17 protein-coding genes are annotated in these 17,318 nt (G+C 52.5%); 14 read left to right on the top strand and 3 right to left on the bottom strand.

Annotation, left to right across the window (positions count from 1 at the left end; translation table 11 throughout):
• The first annotated feature begins 65 nt into the window (after window positions 1-65).
• From ubiE to hemB, 8 genes are all read left to right on the top strand, one after another.
• Window positions 66-821, top strand: a complete 756-nt coding sequence (ubiE, locus tag K7X24_RS08010; protein WP_224554153.1) for a bifunctional demethylmenaquinone methyltransferase/2-methoxy-6-polyprenyl-1,4-benzoquinol methylase UbiE — start codon at window positions 66-68, stop codon at window positions 819-821.
• A 12-nt stretch (window positions 822-833) separates the two neighbouring features.
• Window positions 834-1,457: a ubiquinone biosynthesis protein UbiJ gene (ubiJ, locus tag K7X24_RS08005; RefSeq protein ID WP_039474649.1), complete on the top strand. Its 624-nt coding sequence runs from the start codon at window positions 834-836 to the stop codon at window positions 1,455-1,457.
• On the top strand, window positions 1,454-3,094 hold the full coding sequence (gene ubiB, locus K7X24_RS08000) for a ubiquinone biosynthesis regulatory protein kinase UbiB (RefSeq protein WP_224554152.1): 1,641 nt from the start codon (window positions 1,454-1,456) through the stop codon (window positions 3,092-3,094). The genes ubiJ and ubiB overlap by 4 nt, the downstream gene beginning before the upstream one ends.
• Window positions 3,095-3,176: 82 nt before the next feature.
• On the top strand, window positions 3,177-3,434 hold the full coding sequence (tatA, locus tag K7X24_RS07995) for a twin-arginine translocase TatA/TatE family subunit (protein ID WP_224554150.1): 258 nt from the start codon (window positions 3,177-3,179) through the stop codon (window positions 3,432-3,434).
• 3 nt (window positions 3,435-3,437) lie between these two features.
• Entirely contained in the window at window positions 3,438-4,031 is a 594-nt protein-coding gene (tatB, locus tag K7X24_RS07990; protein WP_224554149.1) for a Sec-independent protein translocase protein TatB, read from the top strand.
• 3 nt (window positions 4,032-4,034) lie between these two features.
• Window positions 4,035-4,787: a Sec-independent protein translocase subunit TatC gene (tatC, locus tag K7X24_RS07985; RefSeq protein ID WP_103972330.1), complete on the top strand. Its 753-nt coding sequence runs from the start codon at window positions 4,035-4,037 to the stop codon at window positions 4,785-4,787.
• Between the two features lie 78 nt (window positions 4,788-4,865).
• Complete coding sequence (gene tatD, locus K7X24_RS07980; protein ID WP_224554146.1) at window positions 4,866-5,648, top strand: 3'-5' ssDNA/RNA exonuclease TatD; 783 nt, start codon at window positions 4,866-4,868, stop codon at window positions 5,646-5,648.
• A 17-nt stretch (window positions 5,649-5,665) separates the two neighbouring features.
• On the top strand, window positions 5,666-6,688 hold the full coding sequence (hemB, locus tag K7X24_RS07975) for a porphobilinogen synthase (RefSeq protein WP_224554144.1): 1,023 nt from the start codon (window positions 5,666-5,668) through the stop codon (window positions 6,686-6,688).
• A gap of 86 nt (window positions 6,689-6,774) precedes the next feature.
• Here hemB and rfaH read toward each other — a convergent pair whose 3' ends face one another.
• Complete coding sequence (gene rfaH, locus K7X24_RS07970) at window positions 6,775-7,263, bottom strand: transcription/translation regulatory transformer protein RfaH (protein WP_116586280.1); 489 nt, start codon at window positions 7,261-7,263, stop codon at window positions 6,775-6,777.
• Window positions 7,264-7,463: 200 nt separating this feature from the next.
• On the opposite strand from rfaH, the gene ubiD reads away from it, so the two are divergent.
• Both ubiD and fre read left to right on the top strand, forming a co-directional pair.
• Window positions 7,464-8,960 (top strand): 4-hydroxy-3-polyprenylbenzoate decarboxylase, encoded by a 1,497-nt coding sequence (gene ubiD / locus K7X24_RS07965; RefSeq protein WP_224554142.1) that lies wholly within the window; start codon window positions 7,464-7,466, stop codon window positions 8,958-8,960.
• 52 nt (window positions 8,961-9,012) lie between these two features.
• Entirely contained in the window at window positions 9,013-9,714 is a 702-nt protein-coding gene (gene fre / locus K7X24_RS07960; RefSeq protein ID WP_224554140.1) for an NAD(P)H-flavin reductase, read from the top strand.
• Window positions 9,715-9,807: 93 nt separating this feature from the next.
• On the opposite strand, the gene fadA is transcribed toward fre, so the two are convergent.
• Together fadA and fadB are read right to left on the bottom strand one after the other, a co-directional pair.
• Window positions 9,808-10,971, bottom strand: a complete 1,164-nt coding sequence (gene fadA / locus K7X24_RS07955) for an acetyl-CoA C-acyltransferase FadA (RefSeq protein WP_224554139.1) — start codon at window positions 10,969-10,971, stop codon at window positions 9,808-9,810.
• 11 nt (window positions 10,972-10,982) lie between these two features.
• Window positions 10,983-13,172 carry a fatty acid oxidation complex subunit alpha FadB gene (fadB, locus tag K7X24_RS07950; RefSeq protein WP_224554137.1) on the bottom strand — a complete coding sequence of 730 codons (2,190 nt, stop codon included), beginning with the start codon at window positions 13,170-13,172 and terminating at the stop codon, window positions 10,983-10,985.
• A gap of 185 nt (window positions 13,173-13,357) precedes the next feature.
• On the opposite strand from fadB, the gene pepQ reads away from it, so the two are divergent.
• The 4 genes from pepQ to hemG all read left to right on the top strand — a co-directional run.
• A complete protein-coding gene (gene pepQ / locus K7X24_RS07945) occupies window positions 13,358-14,689 on the top strand; it encodes a Xaa-Pro dipeptidase (RefSeq protein WP_224554135.1) in 1,332 nt (443 codons plus the stop codon).
• Window positions 14,689-15,300 carry an IMPACT family protein gene (locus tag K7X24_RS07940; protein ID WP_224554133.1) on the top strand — a complete coding sequence of 204 codons (612 nt, stop codon included), beginning with the start codon at window positions 14,689-14,691 and terminating at the stop codon, window positions 15,298-15,300. The genes pepQ and K7X24_RS07940 overlap by 1 nt, the downstream gene beginning before the upstream one ends.
• A 43-nt stretch (window positions 15,301-15,343) precedes the next feature.
• A complete protein-coding gene (trkH, locus tag K7X24_RS07935) occupies window positions 15,344-16,795 on the top strand; it encodes a Trk system potassium transporter TrkH (protein ID WP_010298674.1) in 1,452 nt (483 codons plus the stop codon).
• A gap of 21 nt (window positions 16,796-16,816) precedes the next feature.
• The coding region (gene hemG / locus K7X24_RS07930) for a menaquinone-dependent protoporphyrinogen IX dehydrogenase (RefSeq protein WP_224554131.1) at window positions 16,817-17,318 on the top strand (502 nt) is incomplete at its 3' end.

Here is a 17,318-nt window from a genome sequence, read left to right as displayed (position 1 = left end):
GGTCTGGTACACTCTCACCATTAATGGGTAGACCCGAAATTTGACTGAAATAGTAGGCGGATAAGATGGCAAGTGAGCAGGAGAAAACGGCCGACTTTGGTTTTCGGACTGTCGCCAGAGATGAAAAAGAAGTCATGGTGGCTGAGGTTTTTCATTCTGTAGCAGCAAAGTATGACCTGATGAATGACCTGATGTCCTTTGGTATCCACCGTGTCTGGAAGCGTTTCACTATCGAATGCAGTGGGGTAAGACGTAACCAGCGTGTTCTGGATCTTGCCGGAGGAACAGGGGATCTCACTGCCAAGTTCTCCCGTATGGTTGGCGAAGGTGGTGAGGTCATTCTGGCGGACATCAACGCATCAATGCTGAAAGTGGGTCGCGAGAAACTGCGTAACAAAGGCATTATCGACAACATCAACTACGTGCAGGCTAATGCGGAAGCATTGCCGTTCCCTGATGACTTCTTCGACTGCATTACTATCTCCTTTGGTCTACGCAACGTTACGGACAAAAACAAAGCGCTGCGTTCGATGTACCGTGTTCTGAAGCCCGGTGGTCGCTTACTGGTGTTGGAGTTTTCCAAACCGGTGATTAAACAGCTGAGCAAAGTTTATGACGCTTATTCATTTCATATCCTGCCGAAGATTGGCGAAGCCGTAGCAAGTGATGCTGGGAGCTACCGCTATCTGGCGGAATCTATCCGCATGCACCCCGATCAGGAAACGCTGAAAGGGATGATGATCGATGCCGGTTTTGACAGTGTTAACTATTTCAACCTCACCGGTGGAATCGTTGCGCTGCATCGTGGGTTTAAATTCTGATTGGAAACGCCAATGCTGATAACGTCTTTTCTGACTGCTACGCTGGAAACCGCGCTGAATCAGCTGCTTTTTCACGATACAGTTTCTTGCGATCGCAGCATGAAGTCTGCACGCCAGCGCTTGCAGGGGAAAACACTTCAGATCGAGTTGGCTGAACTGGATGTGCCCTTGGTGCTGGTGTTTAACGAACAGCGGCTGGACGTGATAAGCCAATGGGGCGAGCCTGCGGATTGCTGCCTGAAAACACGCGTGCCGGTTCTGATGAAATTACGCGATCGTCAACAGCTGTCGTCGCTGATGCGCAGCGGCGAGCTGGTGATAGAAGGCGATATTCAAGTTGTTCAACAGTTCATCGTGCTGTTTGATCTGGCGGAGTTCGATCCGGCGGAGTGGTTGTCCCCCTATCTGGGCGATATTGTTGCGCAGGGTCTTACCCAAACGGCACAGAAAACCTTGAGTTTCCTGAGACGGTCATTACATCAGCAGCAACATTTCCTGTCCGAGACATTAACGGAAGAGTGGCGACTGGCCCCGGGAAAACTGGAAAACGCCTGGTTCCATGAGGAAATTGTTGCGCTGGATAAATCCGCCGATACGTTGTCCGAACGGCTGGCGAAACTGGAGGCTTTACGATGACGCCCAGTGAATTACGCCGCCTTTACAGCATTGTGCGTGTGCTGTTGAGCTATGGTCTGGACGAGCTTATTCCTAAAATGCGACTGACGCTTCCGCTACGTGCGGGTCGTCGTCTGTTGTTCTGGTTACCCCATTGTCACCGCAGTAAGCCCCTAGGGGAACGTCTACGTTTGGCGCTTCAGGAACTGGGGCCCGTGTGGATTAAGTTCGGACAAATGATGTCTACACGCCGCGATCTGTTCCCACCGGCTATCGCCGATCAACTGGCGATGTTGCAGGATAAGGTTGAGCCGTTTGATGGCAAACTGGCGCGCGAACAGATTGAGCTGTCGATGGGCGGAATCCCTCTTGAAGAGTGGTTTGACGATTTTGATATTAAGCCGCTGGCCTCTGCCTCGATTGCGCAAGTGCATACCGCCTGCCTGAAAAGTAACGGAAAAGAGATCGTTATCAAGGTCATTCGCCCGGATATTTTGCCTGTCATCAAGGCGGATATGCGCCTGATGAAACGTCTGGCGGGGTGGTTGCCTCACCTGTTGCCGGATGGTCGCCGCCTGCGTCCGCGCGAAGTGGTGCTGGAATATGAAAAAACGCTGCTTGATGAGCTGAACTTGCTGCGAGAAGCGGCAAACGCTATTCAACTGCGGCGTAATTTTGAGAACAGCCCGATGCTGTATGTGCCGGAAGTTTATTCGGATTATTGCAGCGAAAGCATGTTGGTGATGGAGCGAATCTACGGTATTCCTGTTTCTGATGTCGACACGCTGAAAGCCAATGGCACGGATATGAAGTTACTGGCAGAACGCGGCGTTCAGGTTTTCTTCACGCAGGTGTTCCGCGATAGCTTCTTCCATGCAGATATGCATCCCGGCAATATCTTTATCAGCTACGAGCACCCGGAGGACCCGCAATACATCGGTATTGATTGCGGTATCGTCGGTTCGTTGAATAAAGAAGATAAGCGCTATCTGGCTGAGAATTTCATCGCCTTCTTCAACCGTGATTATCGCAAAGTTGCCGAACTGCATGTGGATTCGGGCTGGGTGCCTCCAGACACCAATGTTGCAGATTTTGAGTTTGCTATTCGTACGGTTTGTGAGCCGATCTTCGAGAAGCCGTTGGCGGAAATTTCGTTCGGCCATGTGTTATTGAATTTGTTTAATACGGCGCGTCGCTTCAATATGGAAGTACAGCCTCAATTGGTGTTGCTGCAAAAAACGCTGCTGTATATTGAAGGCGTGGGTCGGCAGCTTTATCCGCAGCTCGACCTGTGGAAAACCGCCAAGCCGTTTCTGGAGAGCTGGTTGAAGCAACAGGTCGGTTTACCTGCTGTATTCCGTGCACTCAAAGAAAAGGCACCGTTCTGGGCTGAGAAATTGCCGGAAATCCCTGAGCTGTTTTATGACGGATTGCGTCAGAATAAGATGTTAAAACAAAGCGTCGATAAGCTGACTCATGAGCTGAGAACGCAGCAGGCGCGCCAAGGGCAATCACGATATCTTTTGGGTATTGGCGCAACGCTGCTAATCAGTGGTACGTTGTTACTGGTCAGCCGTGTTGAAGCCGATATGGTTCCCGCGGGGTTGATGGCGGCAGGAATCGTCGTCTGGATTGTCGGCTGGCGTCGAACTCGTTGAAGCAGATCATGATGCACGTCAGAATTACCCGATATAATAACGAGAATTCTGTCGTTCCCCTTTTTGAAAAGAGGTAAATGTTATGAGTATTAGTCCAATGAATTTGGTGATTATCGCCGTAATTGTTGTACTGTTATTTGGCACCAAAAAACTCAGAACGCTGGGTTCGGATCTGGGGGCATCCATCAAAGGCTTTAAGAAAGCGATGGGTGACGATCAACCATCCACTAGCGCAGACAAAACGCAGCCAGATGCCGATTTCTCTACCAAGTCTATCGCTGACAACCAATCAGACGTCAAGCCGGGCGAAACGAAGAGCCAGCATAAAGAGCAGGTGTAATCTGTGTTCGATATCGGTTTTGGTGAACTGCTATTAGTGATGGTTCTCGGCCTGATTGTCCTCGGGCCGGAGCGTTTGCCTGTGGCAGTCAGAACGGTTGCAAGCTGGATCAGGACGCTGCGTTCACTGGCGTCTACGGTTCAGAATGAACTGTCGCAGGAGCTGAAACTCCAGGAGTTTCAGGAAAGCCTGAAGAAAGTTGAAAAAGCCAGTTTGCAGAATCTGTCGCCTGAGTTGAAAGCCTCAATGGATGAACTCAAAGAAGCGGCGGAAGCGATGAAACGCGGCTATACCGAGACAGTGTCGCTGCAAAAGGCAGATGACTACCAAACGTCAGAGGGACATCGCTCAACGGAGGTACCGCAGCACAATACCCCGCTGAACGATCCTGAAGCAGCCTACGATGGGGTGATTGAAGCGGAAACCGCAGCACGTCCGGCAGTCAGTCAGCCTAAACCTGAAAGCGCTGCTGTGGCTGAACATCACCATGATGATCGCAACGCCACGAGTGATAAAGCTGTCGGCAGCGATAATGTCAAACCTGAGCAGTCCCAGTCTTCTGCTGTTTCTGCCCGCCAACCGAGTGATAGTCGTTAGTTTATGGCCGATGAAGAGACTCAACCGCTAATTAGCCACCTGATTGAGCTACGCAAGCGGCTACTGAACAGCATTATCTGTGTGCTGGCGGTATTTATTGCGCTGGTGTATTTTGCCAACGACATTTATCAACTGGTTTCTGCCCCGCTCATTGAGCAATTACCTGCGGGTGCCAGCATGATCGCGACCGATGTCGCCTCGCCTTTTTTTGCGCCGATAAAGCTGACGATGATTGTCTCAGTGTTTGTCGCTGCGCCACTGGTGCTGTATCAGGTCTGGGCATTTATAGCTCCAGCCCTGTATAAACACGAGCGTCGTTTAATGATGCCGTTGCTGGTATCCAGCAGTTTGCTGTTTTATATGGGCATGGCGTTCGCGTACTTCGTTGTGTTCCCGCTGGCGTTTGGCTTTTTTGCGAAAACCGCGCCTGTTGGCGTGCTGATTGCGACGGACATCAATAACTACCTCGATTTTGTTATGGCGCTGTTCATGGCGTTCGGGATATCGTTTGAAGTGCCCGTTGCCATTGTGCTGCTCTGCTGGAGTGGCGTGGTGACGCCGGAAGAGCTCAAAAGAAAGCGCCCTTATATTTTGGTAGGCGCATTCGTTGTCGGTATGTTGCTAACGCCGCCGGACGTTTTCTCACAGACGCTACTGGCGATTCCGATGTATCTGCTGTTTGAAATCGGTGTATTCTTCGCACGGTTTTATGTTGGCAAAGGCCGACGGGCTGAAACGGAAGAGCCATCGCAGTAACGAACGGTTCCCTGCGGCAGGACGGTAAAATGACCTCTCTTTGAGAGGTCTTATTTTTTATTCGCCAGAGTGAGAGTCATGTTTGATATCGGTGTCAACCTAACCAGTTCTCAGTTTGAAAAAGACCGAGAGCAGGTCGTCATCCGGGCAAAGCAAGCGGGTGTCAGTGGCATCTTGATCACCGGAACCAACGCCCAGGAAAGCCATCAGGCCATGTTACTGGCGCAAGCCTATCCCGATTACTGTTGGTCAACGGCGGGCGTTCATCCGCATGATGCCAGCCAATGGAGTGACGCCATCGCTGAACAGCTTCATCACATGGCAAGCGTCGCCTGCGTGGTTGCTATTGGCGAATGCGGGCTGGATTTCAATCGTAACTTTTCGACGCCAGAAGAGCAGGAACGGGCATTCAGTGCGCAGCTAGCGATAGCGGCCGAACGGTCCATGCCCGTTTTCCTTCATTGTCGTGATGCCCATTCCCGCTTTATCTCTCTGCTGATGCCGTGGCTGAGTCAATTACCTGCTGCCGTGGTTCACTGCTTTACCGGCAATCGCCATGAATTGGATGAGTGTCTGGCTGCGGGACTGATGGTTGGCATTACCGGCTGGGTTTGCGATGAGCGTCGCGGACTTGAGCTGCGTGCCTTATTGCCGCATATTCCTGCCGATCGGCTGTTGGTGGAAACCGATGCACCTTATCTGTTACCCCGGGATTTACGCCCTAAACCGGCCTCCCGCCGTAACGAACCCTGTTATCTGCCTCATATTATTCGCCAGATTGCGGAGTGGCGTGGAGAAGATGCCACATGGTTGGGACAGACAACAGATGAAAATGCCCGCCGGGTTTTCCGGCTGGCCTGATTCAGGAGAATAATGACATGAGTACTGCTTTTCCCGGCACTTTCCCTGGCCGACGTATGCGTCGCATTCGCCGCCATGATTTCAGCCGTCGCCTGGTTGCTGAAAATCAACTGACGGTGAATGATTTGATTTATCCCGTTTTCGTAATGGAAGGGACAAATCATCGTCAGGAAGTTCCCTCAATGCCGGGGGTATACCGGATGACTATCGACGTGCTTCTGAAAGAAGCCGAAGAGATCGCTAAGCTCGGCGTTCCGGTACTGTCGCTGTTCCCCGTCATTGAAGCGGATAAAAAATCACTCTATGCCGAAGAAGCCTATAACCCAGATGGTCTGGTTCCTCGCACGATCCGCGCGCTGAAAGACGCCGTCCCCGAGCTGGGTTTGCTGACGGATGTGGCGCTCGATCCCTATACCACACACGGACAGGACGGAATTATCGATGCGGATGGTTATGTGATTAACGACGCCACCAAGGAGATTTTGGTACGTCAGGCGCTGTCCCATGCAGAAGCTGGCGCAGAAATTATTGCGCCTAGCGACATGATGGACGGCCGCATCGGCGCTATTCGTGACACTCTTGAAGCACAAAACCTGATCAATACCCAGATCATGGCGTACTCGGCTAAATATGCATCGTGCTACTACGGGCCTTTCCGTGACGCCGTGGGCTCAGCGGGTAACCTGAAAGGTGGCAATAAGAAAACCTACCAGATGGACCCAGCTAACAGTGATGAAGCCTTGCAGGAAATCGCGCAGGACTTGCAGGAGGGGGCGGATATGGTGATGGTTAAACCGGGGATGCCTTATCTGGACGTGGTGCGTCGCGTCAAAGAGTCATTCGGCGTGCCGACCTTTGCTTATCAGGTATCTGGCGAATATGCGATGCACATGGCGGCGATTCAGAACGGCTGGTTGCAAGAACAACCGGTAGTGATGGAGTCTCTGCTGTGCTTTAAACGCGCGGGTGCAGATGGTGTGCTGACCTATTTTGCCAAGCGTGTCGCACAGTGGCTGCACGATCAGCATATGCAACGCTAGGTCTGTTCTCATCCGGCGCGGGATAAACGCGCTGGGTAGGGCAAGGAGCGTCGGGCTATTTTTCAAAGGGCTATGTTTTCAAAGGATTAGGCTTTACGAAACTCACGGTTATCAATGCTCTGCCTGACCTGTTTGTTCAGCATATTCAGCAGTAGCATCGAGCGAGCTTCGCCATCAGGTTCGGTGTAGATAGCCTGAAGACCAGAGAAAATACCGTCGGTAATAACCACGCTATCGCCAGGCTGTGGCGTCAGCGGGTCAATGATTCCCTGAATCGGGCGAAGTGACAATTCATCGATAACCTGCTGCGGAATGGTCGCTGGCAGCGCACCGAATCGCACAAAGTTACTCACCCCACGCGTTGCGCTGATGGTGGTGGTGTGGATGCGTTCGGGATCGAACTCCACAAACAGGTAGTTCGGGAACAGCGGCTCACACACTTCCGTCCGTTTACCACGAACGATCTTATCCAGCGTGATCATCGGGCTCACGCAGGCGACATCTTGACGTTCCAGATGCTCTTTCGCTCGCAGCAGTTGACCACGTTTACAATACAGTAAGTACCAGGCTTCCATAATTTCGCAGACTTATGATTCCGACGAGCAAGCATAACAAAAGCGAGCACGGATAAAAAATTTTCGGCAGATATTTTTGTTACCACATTTTGGCGTTCGGATTCTTGATAGTGAGCAGATTCTTACTATAAATAGGCGTTGCGGGAAGCGACAGGTTGGCGAAGAGACTTTATAATAGCCAGAACGATAGACTGCCCCCGATGAATAGCATGAAATACCGTGACTTACGCGAGTTCCTCTCACTGCTGGAAGAGAGAGGGGAGTTAAAACGCATTACCCAGCCCATCGATCCCTACCTTGAAATGACGGAAATTGCTGACCGAACGCTGCGTGCGGAAGGCCCTGCCCTCCTGTTTGAGAACCCCAAAGGCTATGACATGCCAGTGTTGTGCAATTTATTTGGCACGCCAAAACGTGTTGCGTTGGGCATGGGACAGGAAGAGGTCAGCGCACTGCGCGAGGTGGGTAAGCTGCTGGCGTTTCTGAAAGAGCCGGAGCCACCCAAAGGGTTCCGCGATCTGGTGGATAAAATGCCGAAGTTCCGTCAGGTATTGAATATGCCGACGAAGCGCCTGTCTTCTGCACCGTGTCAGGAACAGATTTGGCAAGGTGATGATGTTGATCTACGTCGGATTCCGGTAATGCAGTGCTGGCCGGAAGATGCTGCGCCGCTGATCACCTGGGGGCTTACTGTGACGCGCGGGCCGCATAAAGAACGACAGAATCTGGGCATTTATCGCCAGCAGGTGCTGGGTAAAAACAAGCTGATTATGCGCTGGCTATCTCATCGCGGCGGTGCACTGGATTTTCAGGAGTGGTGTCAGGAAAATCCGGGGCAGCGTTTTCCTGTGGCTGTTGCGCTGGGGGCTGACCCTGCGACGATCCTCGGTGCGGTGACGCCGGTGCCTGACACGCTGTCGGAGTACGCCTTTGCGGGTTTGCTGCGTGGGCATAAGACTGAAGTGGTGAAGTGTTTGTCGAACGATTTGGAAGTGCCCGCCAGTGCGGAAATTGTTCTGGAAGGCTATATTGAACCCGGAGAAATGGCAGCTGAAGGGCCTTACGGCGACCACACTGGCTATTACAATGAAGTCGATAGTTTCCCCGTCTTTACCGTCACACATATTACTCAACGCCAGAATGCCATTTATCATTCGACTTACACGGGACGGCCGCCGGATGAGCCTGCGGTGCTGGGGGTGGCGTTGAATGAAGTTTTCGTGCCGATCCTGCAAAAGCAGTTTCCTGAGATTGTCGATTTTTATTTGCCGCCGGAGGGTTGCTCTTACCGTCTTGCGGTCGTTACCATGAAGAAACAGTACGCGGGTCATGCCAAACGCGTCATGATGGGCGTCTGGTCTTTTTTACGTCAGTTCATGTATACGAAATTTGTCATTGTCTGCGATGATGACGTTAACGCACGTGACTGGAAAGACGTGATATGGGCGATCACGACGCGTATGGATCCGGCACGCGATACGGTATTGGTGGAAAATACGCCGATAGATTACCTTGATTTTGCCTCGCCGGTTTCTGGCCTTGGCTCCAAAATGGGTCTGGACGCCACCAATAAATGGCCTGGCGAGACGCAGCGTGAGTGGGGTCACCCCATCAAGAAAGACCCACAGGTTTGTGCCCGCATTGATGAAATATGGGACGAATTGGCCATTTTTAGTGACAGAGAGCCCCGGCGTTAACGGCTGCTGCCCTGTTCTCAGTTTTGCTTTTATGACCCTATAGAGGGAATGCATGACAACATTGAGCTGTAAAGTGACTTCGGTCGAAGCTATAACCGATACGGTTTATCGCGTTCGTTTGTTACCTGAAGCGCCGTTTTCCTTTCGGGCTGGCCAGTATTTGATGGTAGTGATGGGCGATCGAGATAAACGACCTTTTTCACTGGCATCGACCCCGATGGATAAAAACTTTATTGAATTGCACATTGGGGCGTCCGAACTGAATCTTTACGCGATGGCTGTGATGGAACGCATTCACAAGGAAAAAACCCTGACGGTCGATATCCCGCATGGCGAAGCCTGGCTGCGAGAAGAGAGTACGCGTCCGCTGGTGTTGATTGCGGGTGGAACCGGATTTTCGTATGTGCGTTCTATCCTGCTGACCGCGCTATCGCAGCAACCCGAGCGCGATATCGCTATTTACTGGGGTGGACGTGAATCCCAGCATTTGTATGACTTACCCGAGCTTGAAGGCTTTGCGGCTAAGCACCCCAATCTGCGGGTGGTGCCAGTCGTCGAACAGCCAGAAGAGGGATGGGAGGGCAGAACGGGCACCGTTCTGAGCGCGGTATTGCAGGATTACGGCTCATTGGCAGAGCAGGATATCTATATTGCTGGTCGCTTTGAAATGGCGAAAATTGCCCGTGAACGTTTTTGTAACGAGCGCGGTGCGCTGGCCGCCCATATGTTCAGCGACGCATTTTCGTTTATTTAAAGCAGTCGATAACAGTAAGACATAAGCAAGTAAAAATCCCACGGCTGTGGGATTTTTGGTTTCTAGCTGTTCTCTGACAGAGCTTTCCTGTGTTTAGACTCGCTCAAACACGGTCGCGATGCCCTGTCCCAGCCCGATGCACATCGTCGCCACGCCAAACTGAGCATCGCGACTTTCCATCAGATTAATCAACGTGGTAGAGATGCGTGCGCCCGAGCAGCCGAGCGGGTGACCCAGCGCAATCGCGCCGCCGTTGAGATTGACCTTTTCATCGAGCTGTTCCAATAGACCCAGATCTTTAATACAGGGTAGCGTCTGAGCGGCGAATGCTTCATTGAGCTCAAAGATGCCGATGTCGGTCAGACTTAATTCTGCTCGTTTCAATGCCAGTTTGGTCGCCGGGACGGGGCCATAACCCATAATCGAAGGATCGCAGCCAACCACGGCCATCGCCCGGATGCGAGCCCGTACGGGTAAGCCTAACGATACCGCGCGGGATTCACTCATGATCAACATGGCTGCTGCGCCATCGGACAGCGCCGAGGATGATGCGGCTGTCACCGTGCCGTTAACCGGATCGAATGCTGGTTTGAGCACGGCAAGGCTATCGACGGTGGTGTCTGGGCGAATGACTTCATCATAATCGAAACGTTGCAGCGCGCCGTCTGCGTCATGCCCCGCCGTGGGGACGATTTCATGACGGAATGCTCCTGACTGGGTGGCACGGTGGGCGCGCTGGTGTGAACGCGCGGCGAACTGATCCTGCATCTCACGACCAATATTGTGCATACGTGCCAGCATCTCAGCTGTCAATCCCATCATACCCGCGGCCTTAGCCGTGGTGCGGCTCAGTCCCGGATGAAAATCGACGCCATGATTCATCGGCACATGTCCCATATGCTCAACGCCGCCAATTAAGCAGACATTTGCGTCGCCAACCATAATGGCACGGGCGGCATCGTGGAGCGCCTGCATGGAGGAGCCGCACAGCCGGTTAACCGTGGTGGCGGGGACACTCACCGGAATTTCTGCCAGCAAAGCAGCATTACGGGCGACGTTGAAGCCTTGCTCCAGCGTCTGTTGCACACATCCCCAATAGATATCGTCGATCTCACGGGCATCCAGCGCTGCGTTACGGCTCAACAGGCTACGCATCAGGTGTGCGGACAGGTCTTCGGCTCTCACCTGACGGAAGGCTCCGCCTTTGGAGCGACCCATCGGCGTGCGTACGGCATCAACAATCACTACCTTTTCCATATTTCCTGTCCTCATGCCGGTTGACCGTAAGAAACGTCCGCGTGTGGCGCGACCGATGGATAATAGCCTTCATTACTTTTGGCTTTTTGCTGCAACCCGTCAGGCACCTGATAGATTGCACCGAGGTGCGCCAACTCTTGCGCCATCTCGACGTAGTGTTTGCTGCCTAGTGTATCCAGATAGCAGCAGGCTCCGCCGTGGAAGGGAGGGAAACCTAACCCGTATACCAGCGCCATGTCCGCTTCGGCGGGGCTGGCGACGATACCTTCTTCCAGACAGCGCGCGACTTCATTAATCATCGGGATCATCATGCGAGCGATAATCTCTTCTGCACTGAACGCTTTTTTCGGCTGGCTGATGTCCTTAAGCAGTGTTTCGACAGCCTCATCCTGTTCTTTACGCAACTTCCCCTTGCCATCGGTTTGATAACGGTAGAAGCCGTGACCATTCTTCTGTCCGAAGCGCTGGTGTTCAAACAGCACATCAATCGCATCGCGATAATCTTTCGCCATGCGCTGTGGGAAGCCTTCAGCCATCACGGCCTGAGCATGGTGAGCGGTATCAATACCGACAACGTCCAGCAGATAGGCTGGGCCCATCGGCCAACCGAATTTTTTCTCCATGACGTTATCGATATCGCGGAAATCAGCACCGTCTCTGAGCAATAAGCTGAACGCAGCAAAGTAGGGGAACAGCACACGATTCACGAAGAACCCCGGGCAGTCATTCACAACAATCGGCGTCTTGCCCATCTTGCTGGCGTAAGCCACCACGCTGGCGATGGTGCTATCGCTGGTTTTGGGGCCGCGAATAACTTCGACCAGTGGCATGCGGTGGACTGGGTTGAAGAAATGCATACCGCAGAAATTTTGCGGTCGCTTTAACGATGCCGCCAGCGAAGCAATCGGGATGGTTGAAGTATTCGAAACCAGAATCGTCTTTTCGCTCACGTGCGATTCGGTTTCTGCCAACACGCTGGCTTTTATTTTCGGGTTCTCAACCACGGCTTCAACGACGATGTCGGTGCGCTTGAACCCGGCGTAATCCAGCGTTGGCTGAATGCTCGCCAGAATCGTTGCCATTTTCATTCCGTCCAGCTTGCCTCGCTCCATCTGCTTATTCAGTAGCTTGGCTGCCTCATTCATCCCCAGCGCGAGCGGCTTCTCATTGATATCTTTCATCCGAATTGGCACGCCTTTGAACGCGGATTGATAGGCAATGCCGCCACCCATAATGCCCGCACCTAGCACGGCGGCCTGCTGCGGCACGGATGTCTCGCCAATCAGTTTCTTCGCTTTGCCTTTAACATATTGATCGTTGAGGAAAATGCCGACGAGTGCGCGAGCTTCATTTGAACGTGCCAGTTGAACGAAATGCTGCGTTTCGAGCTGCAATGCGTCATCGCGCGTCATAGTCGCGGCGGCTTCGACGGTTTTTACCGCTAGCATCGGTGCCGGATAGTGTTTGCCCGCAGTTTGTAGCACCATCGCTTTGGCGGTGGTAAAGCTCATCATGGCTTCAATCTTATTGAGCTTCAGCGGTTCAAGCTTCGGACGCCGGTAAGCCTGCCAGTCCAGTGAGCCGTCAATCGCCTGTTTCAACATCTTGATGGCGGCGGGAACCAGCTTGTCATTGGCGACAACGGCCTGTACGAGTCCCACTTTTAAGGCATCGGCTGCGCTGATATCTTTGCCTGCGGCGATGATCTCCAGCGCGCTGTCGGCGCCCAACAGGCGTGGTAGCCTAACTGTGCCGCCAAAGCCCGGCATAATCCCCAGTTTAGTCTCAGGCAGCCCGATGCGTGCATCCGTCGTTGCTAAACGAAAGTCGGTTGCCAGTACGCATTCACACCCGCCGCCCAACGCATAGCTATTAATCGCGGACAGTGTGGGAACGGGTAAATCCTCAAGGTGGCTGAAAATGCGGTTGGCGAAGACAAGCCATTCATGCAGCTTTTCGGCCGGTGCGGCAAAAAGAGAAAGGAATTCTGTGATATCGGCACCGACAATAAATGCCGGTTTGTCAGAACGTAGCAGTAGGCCCTTCAGATTCGGCTGTTCCGCCAGAACGTCCAGTGCCTTACCTAGGCTGGCAACCGTGCGGGTATCTAGCTTGTTTACGGAGCCTGGGGCAGAAAATACCAGCTCGACAATGCCGTCCTCAAGCCAGTTAAGGTAGAGGGATTCACCTTGATAAAGCATGTTTATCTCCGCTGTTTGTGTGAGTGATCTGGTATGACCAGATAATCGAATTGTGGTTTTAATGTTAACGTTTTGCAAACGAGAGATTAATTTTTTGCCGAATCGATCACAAAGCACCGGACGCTGCCCTTGAGGAATGCCTGTGTTAAAATGGAGAGATCATGTCGTGACGTACAAGGATACTCATGGAAAAGCTGGCTTCTTTATATCATCACCATCTGGCTACGCTGCAAACGCGTGCTCAGGCGGTTTTAGCGCGCCATCAGCTTGACGCATTACTGATTCACTCTGGTGAGCTGTTGACCGTTTTTCTGGACGATCACGACTATCTTTTTAAAGTTAACCCGCAATTTAAAGCTTGGGTGCCTGTCACGCAGGTGCCGAACTGCTGGCTATGGGTTGACGGCGTTAATCCGCCGAAGCTGTGGTTCTACTCACCGGTGGATTACTGGCATAACGTTGCATCGGTTCCCGAGAGTTTTTGGACTGAAGACATCGATATTACCGTGCTACGGGATGCTGATGATATTGGACAACTGATTCCTTCGCAGCGCGAGCGTGTTGCCTATATCGGCTACGCCCCGCAGCGTGCGCAGGATTTGGGGATTCGTGCAGACAATATTAATCCTCAGGGCGTGCTGGATTATCTGCACTACCATCGGGCTTATAAGACGGATTACGAGCTGGCCTGCATGCGTGAAGCGCAGAAGACTGCCGTTATCGGTCACCGGGCGGCGCATGAAGCGTTCCTGTCTGGGATGAGCGAATTTGATATTAATCTGGCGTATCTGACGGCCACCGGTCATCGGGATATCGATGTTCCTTACGGGAATATCATTGCGCTAAATGAGCACGCCGCGGTGTTGCACTATACCCAGCTCGATCATCAGGTGCCTTCCGATGTCCGCAGCTTCCTGATTGATGCGGGTGCCGAATATAACGGCTATGCCGCCGATCTGACGCGTACCTATTCCGCACAGAGCGATGGCGCGTTTGCCTCGCTGATTAAAGATCTCAATCAGGAAATGCTTTCATTGATTGATACCGTTCAGGCGGGAGTGCGTTATACCGATTACCATATTCAGATGCATCAGCGGATTGCGAAGCTGCTTAAATCACATCAACTGGTGCGGGATATCAGTGAAGAGGCCATGGTGGAGCAGGGGCTTACATCGCCTTTCCTGCCGCACGGTCTTGGTCACCCGCTGGGCTTGCAGGTGCATGATGTCGCCGGATTTATGCAAGACGATCGCGGAACACATCTGGCGGCACCGTCGCAGCATCCTTATCTGCGTTGTACTCGCGTGCTTGAACCCGGCATGGTCATGACGATCGAACCGGGCATCTATTTCATCGAATCCTTGCTTGCTCCGTGGCGTGAGGGAGAATTGAGTCAGCACTTTGACTGGCAAAAAATCGATGCGTTGAAACCGTTTGGCGGTATCCGTATCGAGGATAATATTGTCATTCATGAAGGGCGCGTGGAGAACATGACGCGCGACCTGAATCTGGCCTGATGCAAGCGTATCCCATTCCTGCTGCGCCAGTGAGCTTCAGCGAGGAAATCAAGAAAAGCCGCTTTACGACGATCCTGGCGGCAACGCCGGGAATCGATGCGGCAAAAGCGTTTATCCAGCACGTCAGGGAGGAGCATGCTTCGGCGGGTCACCACTGCTGGGCGTTTGTTGCGGGCGCGCCTGATGATTCCCAGCAGCTTGGCTTTTCTGACGATGGCGAGCCTTCCGGCACGGCGGGTAAGCCGATGCTGTCGCAGCTGATGGGAAGTGGTATCGGTGAGATTACGGCTGTGGTGGTACGTTACTATGGCGGAATCCCGCTGGGCACTGGCGGATTAGTGAAGGCTTATGGCGGTGGTGTTCAGCAAGCGCTGAAACTGATATCGCTACAAGAGAAAGTATTGCAAAAAGAGTATGGCTTACATTGTGACTATGCGCTGTTGCCTCAGGTTGAATCACTGATCTTCCAGCTTGGCGGGAAAGTGCTGCATAGTGAATATGGCGTGGAAGTTGTATTGCGGTTCTCTATCCCCGTTAGGGGAACCGAGGAGGCGGCAATGAAATTACGTGATTTAAGCCGCGGCGCGTTGCATTTATTGCCGATTCCATAATAATCCCAGCGCTTTTTATGAATCATTAAGGAAATTCCCTGCGATGCACTTGCGCGCCATAACTCGTATTGTCGGCCAGTTGGTTATCCTGTTTTCGGGGACGATGGTTATTCCTGGACTGGTGGCGTTAATTTATCGCGATGGCGCAGGCCGGGCGTTTACGCAGACATTTATTGTCGCGCTGGCGATTGGCATCATGCTGTGGTTACCAAACCGTAAACAGAAGCATGAACTGAAATCTCGTGAAGGTTTCCTGATCGTTGTCCTCTTCTGGACGGTGCTGGGAAGCGTCGGTGCGCTGCCTTTCCTATTTGCGGAACATCCTAATCTGGGCGTAACGGATGCTTTTTTCGAATCGTTCTCTGGGTTAACGACGACGGGTGCGACTACGTTGGTCGGGCTGGATTCACTGCCTAAAGCCATCTTGTTTTATCGACAAATGCTGCAATGGTTTGGTGGGATGGGGATCATCGTACTCGCCGTTGCCATCCTGCCGATTCTTGGTGTCGGTGGGATGCAGCTTTATCGCGCGGAGATGCCGGGGCCGCTGAAGGAAAACAAAATGCGCCCGCGTATTGCCGATACGGCAAAAACGCTGTGGCTGATTTATCTCTTACTGACGATTGCCTGTGCCGTCGCGCTTTGGCTGGCTGGTATGCCGGTATTCGATGCGATTGGTCACAGCTTCTCTACGGTGTCCGTCGGAGGGTTCTCTACCCACGACGCCAGTATCGGCTACTTCAACAGCCCAACAATCAACACCATCATCGCGATATTCCTGCTGATTTCCGGCTGTAACTTTGGTTTGCACTTTGCCCTGCTGAGCGGCCGCAGCCTGAAGGTATACTGGCGTGACCCGGAATTCCGCATGTTCATCTTTGTTCAACTGTCGCTGGTGGCTGTGTGTACGATTGTCCTGTGGTTCCACCACGTTTATGACAGCGGAATGCAGACGATCAATCAGGCGTTCTTCCAGGTTGTCTCTATGGCGACAACGGCAGGGTTTACCACGGATAGCATTGCATCGTGGCCGCTTTTCCTGCCGGTTTTGCTTCTGTGCTCTGCATTTATTGGCGGTTGTGCGGGCTCAACCGGGGGCGGCTTGAAAGTGATTCGTATCCTGCTGCTTTTCCTGCAAGGATCGCGTGAGCTCAAGCGTTTAGTGCATCCGAATGCGGTTTACACGATCAAGCTGGGGCACCGCGCGTTGCCGGAGCGCATCCTGGAAGCCGTATGGGGATTCTTTTCCGCGTATGCGCTGGTTTTTATTGTCAGCATGCTAGCCGTCATTGCGACAGGCGTTGATGATTTCTCTGCGTTTGCGGCGGTCGCCGCCACATTGAATAATCTGGGGCCGGGTTTGGGTGTTGTCGCGGAGAATTTTACGTCGATGAATGATACGGCGAAATGGATTCTGATACTGACAATGCTGTTTGGTCGTTTGGAAGTCTTCACGCTTTTAGTGCTGTTTACGCCAACCTTCTGGCGGGAATAGTCCCCATAAGGATAAAGAACAATGAAAGCTTTGATCGTGTTTTCGAGTCGGGATGGGCAAACAAGAGCGATTGCCTCCTATATTGCGAATACGCTGAAAGGAACCCTGGAGTGCGATGTTGCTAACGTACTCAATGCGAATGATATCGATCTGAGCCAATACGATCGGGTCCTGATTGGGGCGTCGATTCGGTACGGGCGCTTTCATCCAGCAGTAAATCAATTTATCCATAAGCATCTGACTTCTTTACAGCAGCTACCCAGCGCATTCTTCTCCGTGAATCTTACCGCACGTAAACCAGAAAAGCGCACAATACAAACCAATGCCTATACGCGTAAGTTCCTGCTGAATTCCCCCTGGCAGCCAGATCTGTGCTGTGTGTTCGCTGGTGCCCTACGTTACCCACGCTACCACTGGTTTGATCGGATAATGATTCAACTCATTATGCGTATAACTGGGGGCGAAACGGATAGCACTAAAGAGATTGAATACACAGACTGGCAGCAGGTTGCCCGTTTCGCTC

Source organism: Pectobacterium versatile, assembly GCF_020166435.1.
Lineage (GTDB): Bacteria > Pseudomonadota > Gammaproteobacteria > Enterobacterales > Enterobacteriaceae > Pectobacterium > Pectobacterium versatile.
This window is presented reverse-complemented; position numbering and strand designations above follow the sequence as displayed.